General features: G+C 71.6%; 4 protein-coding genes. 2 read left to right on the forward strand and 2 right to left on the reverse strand.

Annotation, left to right across the window (positions count from 1 at the left end; all coding sequences use genetic code 11):
- The first annotated feature begins 108 nt into the window (after nucleotides 1-108).
- Nucleotides 109-1,764: a urocanate hydratase gene (gene hutU / locus ABZ260_RS47405; protein ID WP_355631555.1), complete on the forward strand. Its 1,656-nt coding sequence runs from the start codon at nucleotides 109-111 to the stop codon at nucleotides 1,762-1,764.
- Between the two features lie 214 nt (nucleotides 1,765-1,978).
- Nucleotides 1,979-2,803, forward strand: coding sequence for a MurR/RpiR family transcriptional regulator (locus tag ABZ260_RS47410; RefSeq protein WP_350924876.1), 825 nt, complete (start codon nucleotides 1,979-1,981; stop codon nucleotides 2,801-2,803).
- Nucleotides 2,804-2,864: 61 nt separating this feature from the next.
- Here ABZ260_RS47410 and ABZ260_RS47415 read toward each other — a convergent pair whose 3' ends face one another.
- Together ABZ260_RS47415 and ABZ260_RS47420 are read right to left on the reverse strand one after the other, a co-directional pair.
- The gene (locus ABZ260_RS47415) at nucleotides 2,865-3,614 is read right to left on the reverse strand and encodes an ABC transporter permease (protein ID WP_350924878.1); all 750 of its coding nucleotides are present in this window, start codon (nucleotides 3,612-3,614) and stop codon (nucleotides 2,865-2,867) included.
- Nucleotides 3,615-3,646: 32 nt separating this feature from the next.
- The coding region (locus ABZ260_RS47420; RefSeq protein ID WP_355631558.1) for an ATP-binding cassette domain-containing protein at nucleotides 3,647-4,415 on the reverse strand (769 nt) is incomplete at its 5' end.

Raw genomic sequence — 4,415 nt, forward strand, 5'->3', positions numbered from 1 at the left:
GTGCCGCCCGCGACACCCCCTGCCGTGACACCCCTGCCCGGGTTGACCTGTAGCCTCCAGGTGACAAATATGAATGTATTCATTCATTCTTGATGGGGAGGTCCGGGCATGACCGGCAGCCGGGTTGTGCGCGCGCCGCGCGGTACCACGCTCACCGCCAAGGGATGGCCGCAGGAGGCGGCGCTTCGTATGATCCAGAACAATCTGGATCCCGAGGTGGCCGAGCATCCGGAACAGCTCGTCGTCTATGGCGGCTCGGGCAAGGCCGCCCGCGACTGGCGCTCCTTCGACGCGATCACCCGCACCCTGACCGGCTTGGAGGGCGACGAGACGCTGCTGGTGCAGTCCGGCCGTCCCGTCGGCGTGTTCCGCACCCACGAGTGGGCCCCGCGGGTGCTCATCGCCAACTCCAACCTGGTGCCCGACTGGGCCGACTGGGAGGAGTTCCGGCGCCTGGAGGCCGCCGGACTGACCATGTACGGGCAGATGACGGCGGGCTCCTGGATCTACATCGGCACCCAGGGCATCCTGCAGGGCACCTACGAGACCTTCGGCGCCGTGGCCGCCAAGCGGTTCGGCGGGAGCCTCGCGGGGACGATCACGCTGACCGCCGGGCTCGGCGGCATGGGCGGCGCGCAGCCGCTGGCCGTGACCATGAACGGCGGCGTGGTGATCTGCGTCGACTGCGACCCCAGGTCGATCGACCGGCGGATCGAGCACCGCTACCTGGACGTCCGCGCCGCCGACCTCGACGAGGCGCTGCGCCTGGCGTACGAGGCCCGCGACCAGCGCAGGCCGTTGAGCATCGGGGTCGAGGGCAACGCGGCCGAGATCGTGCCCGAACTGCTCCGCAGGGGCGCCGAGATCGATGTCGTCACCGACCAGACCTCCGCCCACGACCCGCTGATGTACCTGCCGATCGGCGTGGCCTTCGAGGACATGGCCGACGAACGGGAGAAGGACCCGGCGGGCTTCACCCGCAGGGCCCGCGAGGCCATGGCCAAGCACGTGGAGGCCATGGTCGGCTTCCAGGACGCCGGAGCCGAGGTCTTCGACTACGGCAACTCGATCCGGGGCGAGGCCCGGCTGGCGGGTTACGGTCGCGCGTTCGACTTCCCCGGTTTCGTGCCCGCCTACATCCGGCCGCTGTTCTGCGAGGGCAAGGGCCCGTTCCGCTGGGCCGCGCTCTCCGGCTCCCCCTCCGACATCGCCAAGACCGATCGCGCGATCCTGGAGCTCTTCCCTGACAACGAGCCGCTCGCCAGGTGGATCCGGCTGGCCGGGGAGAAGGTCCACTTCCAGGGCCTGCCCGCCCGTATCTGCTGGCTCGGATACGGGGAGCGCCACCTGGCCGGGGAGCGGTTCAACGACATGGTGGCCTCGGGGGAGATCGAGGCTCCGCTGGTGATCGGCCGCGACCACCTCGACTGCGGCAGCGTGGCGAGCCCGTACCGGGAGACCGAGGGCATGGCCGACGGCTCCGACGCGATCGCCGACTGGCCGCTGCTGAACGCCATGCTCAACGTCGCCTCCGGTGCCGCGTGGGTCTCCATCCACCACGGCGGCGGCGTCGGCATCGGCCGCTCCATCCACGCCGGCCAGGTCACCGTCGCCGACGGCACCAGGCTCGGTGCCGAGAAGCTCAACCGGGTGCTCACCAACGACCCGGGCATGGGGGTCATCCGTCACGCCGACGCCGGCTACGACGAGGCCGTCGCCGTGGCCGAGGAGCGAGACGTCCGCATCCCGATGCGCGAATCCTGACCGGAGGCGCGGGTCCCGGCCGGACGCTCGGGCTCCGGCCGGGGCGCGCCGGCCCTGATCGGGAGGTACCCGCACCGATCCGCCCACCGTGTCCCGATCCCGGGGGTGAATCCTGCCGGCGCCGCTCACTCCCGCCCCGCCCGGGTGTATGAACTACAGCGGGGCGGGGTGGGGGAGGGGAATGCCCGTGGAGTGTCGAGCGGTTGGAGAGGGCGTGGGGGACGGACTCGATCAGCTTCTGGAGGGGCGGCGGCTGTCGCCGGTGCAGCGGCGGATCGCGCGCTACCTGGGCGACCACCTGTCCGAGGCCATCTTCCTGTCCAGCGTGGAGCTGGCCGAGCGGGCGGGGGTCAGCCAGCCGTCGGTGACGAGGTTCGCGATGGTGCTCGGTTTCACGGGATATCCCGAGCTCAGACAGGCGCTGCGGCCCCTCGTCGTGGGCGGGCGGAGGCCGTCGCGGGCCAACGACCTGCAGGCGGCCATAGATGTGGAGATCGACAACCTGCGGAGCGTACGCGACGCGCTGGGCGACCCCTCCGACATCTCGGAGCTGGGCGCCAAGCTGGCGGGATGCGAGCCTCTGCCGGTGGTGGGCCTGCGGGTGTCCAGCGGGCTGGCCACCACGTTCGCCTACTTCGCGCGCCGGATCCACCCTGACGTCCGCCTGCTGACCCACGGCGGTTCCGAGCTGGCCGACGGCCTGTACGCGGCGCGCCGCGCGGGGGCGAGCTGGCTGGTCGCGGTGATCCTGCCCCGCTACCCGGCCGAGGCCCTGCAGGCGCTGCGTGGCGCCCGGGACCTGGGCCTGCGTACGGCGGTGATCACCGACCGGCGGGACGTGCCCTTCGAGGCCGACGCGGTCCTGGCCGCCCCCGTCGGCGAACGGCTGGTCTTCGACTCGCACGCGGCGCCACTGGCCCTGGCCATGGTGCTGGTGGAGGCCATGGCGGACGCGGCGCCGCTGCGCACGCAGGCCCGGCTGGAGGAGTACGAACGGATGACCGACCAGGCGGGGGTCTTCACCGAACGGTTCGGCTGACATCCGTGCCCTGGCGAGAGCGGGAGCACCCGGCCGCCGTTTCCGCCGAGGGGCCGCGGAGCTAACCGGCGATCCGGTTCATCGAGCCGACCGACCAGCGCAGGCTGATCGCGGACAGGGCCAGGATGAGACCGAAGGCCAGCGGGATGGAGCCGTCGGAGAAGTCGCCGTCGAACAGCGCCCGGCCGGCCTCGACCGCGTGGTAGAGCGGGTTGAACTGCGCGACGGCCTGCATCCAGCCGGGGGCCAGCGACATCGGCAGCATGATGCCGGTGAGCAGGATCAGCGGCACCGCGAAGAACTGCATGATCTGCGACATGCCGTTCTCGTCGCGCAGCGCGAGGGCCGTGCCGTAGGAGAGCCCCGAGGCCAGCAGGCCGGTGGCCGCCATGAGCAGCAGCATCACCGCCAGCCCGGGGAGGCTGGCCCGCATGCCCATCAGCGTGGCCAGCGCGATCACCAGCAGGGCCTGGACGACCAGCACGATCATGTCGCGCAGGGTGCGCCCCAGCACGATCGCGGGGCGCCATGCCTGGCTGACCGCGAGCCTTTCCAGGTAGCCGTTGCGGATCTCGCCGATCATGCCGAAGCCCACGAAGAGCGAGCCGAACAGGGCGACCATCATCATCACGCCCGGTGTGAACATCCGCAGCGTGTCGCCCGTGCCACCGCCGACGCCGGTGTTGGCCACCAGCGGCGCGAAGAGCAGCAGGTACAGGATGGGCTGCAGCAGGCCGAACAGCGGCCAGACGGGGTTGCGCAGCGTCTGCCCGAGCTCCTGGCCCAGGAACAGCATGGTGTGTCGGAACACGGGGGGTCCTTGTCGGTTCGAAGGGGCGTCGGTCAGGCCGCGTCGCGCAGGGAGCGGCCGGTGTGGCGCAGGAAGACGTCGTCGAGCGTGGCGCGGTCAAGGGAGATCGACCGGATCGGCAGCCCGCCGCCCTCGAGGGTGCGGAGCAGGTGGGGCAGGTTGTGCTCGCCGTCGTCGAGGTAGGCGCGCAGCACGCTTTCCTCCTCGTGGACCTCCTTGATGTAGGGCTCGGAGGTGAGGAGCCTTCGTGCCTCGAAGGCCCGGTCCAGGCGGAGCGTGACGACGTCTCCTGAGATCTCCTTCTTGAGGTCGGCCGGAGTGCCCTCGGCGACGACCCTGCCGTGGTCGATGATGGCCAGCCGATCGCAGAGGGCGTCGGCCTCCTCCAGGTAGTGGGTGGTCAGCAGCACGCTGGTGCCCCGCTCGCGCAGGGCGCGGACCTCCTCCCACAGGCGGGCGCGGTTCTGCGGGGCCAGACCGGTGGTGGGTTCGTCGAGGAAGAGCAGCCGAGGGCGGTTGACCAGGCCGACGGCCAGGGCCACGCGCCGCTTCTGGCCGCCGGACAGTGTTCTGACGGGCCGGTCGGCGACCTCGGTCAGATCGAGGGCGGTGAGCAGTTCCTCGCTCCGTGCCCCGGCGTCGGCGCGGGACATGCCGCCGATCCGGGCGGCCAGGATCAGCTCGGCGCGGCCGAGGGCGTTCTCGTTCACGCCGCCCGCCTGGCCGACGTAGCCGATCTTCTCCCGTACCGAGGCCGCCTCGGCGGTCACGTCGTGGCCGGCCACCCGGGCGCTGCCCGAG

It is taken from the genome of Streptosporangium sp. NPDC006013 (genome assembly GCF_040614275.1).
Lineage (GTDB): Bacteria > Actinomycetota > Actinomycetes > Streptosporangiales > Streptosporangiaceae > Streptosporangium.